This window comes from Phormidium sp. CCY1219 (assembly GCF_055795085.1).
In genome coordinates this window covers 1-362 of record NZ_JAYFEQ010000798.1, presented here as the reverse complement: position 1 = coordinate 362, position 362 = coordinate 1, and the positions used below count along the sequence as shown (strand labels likewise).

The 362-nt window shown below is 51.7% G+C and carries 1 protein-coding gene; it reads left to right on the top strand.

Going from position 1 to position 362, the window contains the following annotated elements; translation table 11 throughout:
• On the top strand, positions 1–362 hold a 362-nt coding region (locus AC0QH1_RS24625; protein ID WP_324634050.1), incomplete at both ends, for a transposase.

Sequence of the window (362 nt, the reverse complement as noted above, 5' to 3'; positions counted from 1 at the left end):
AAACAGCTCAAGAATTAATCGACAAGGCAGAAGTCATCTTTGTCGAGGATCTAAAAGTTTCCAATATGACCCGACGCCCTAAGCCGAAGCAGGGAGAGGACGGAGCATTCCTCCCTAACGGTCAATCGGCTAAGTCGGGGCTGAATAAAAGTTTTGCTGATGCTCGGATAGCTGGGTTCCTGAATGAAATCCTTCCGTACAAAGCTGCAAAAGCTGGGCGGTTGGTCGTGAAGGTAAATCCTGCTGGCACGTCCCAACATTGTGCAATTTGCCTGAACCGAGTTCCCAAGGAGTTGTCTGACCGCTGGCATGAATGCCCGCAGTGCGGTGCGTCTGTGCCACGGGACGTTAATTCTGGGGTG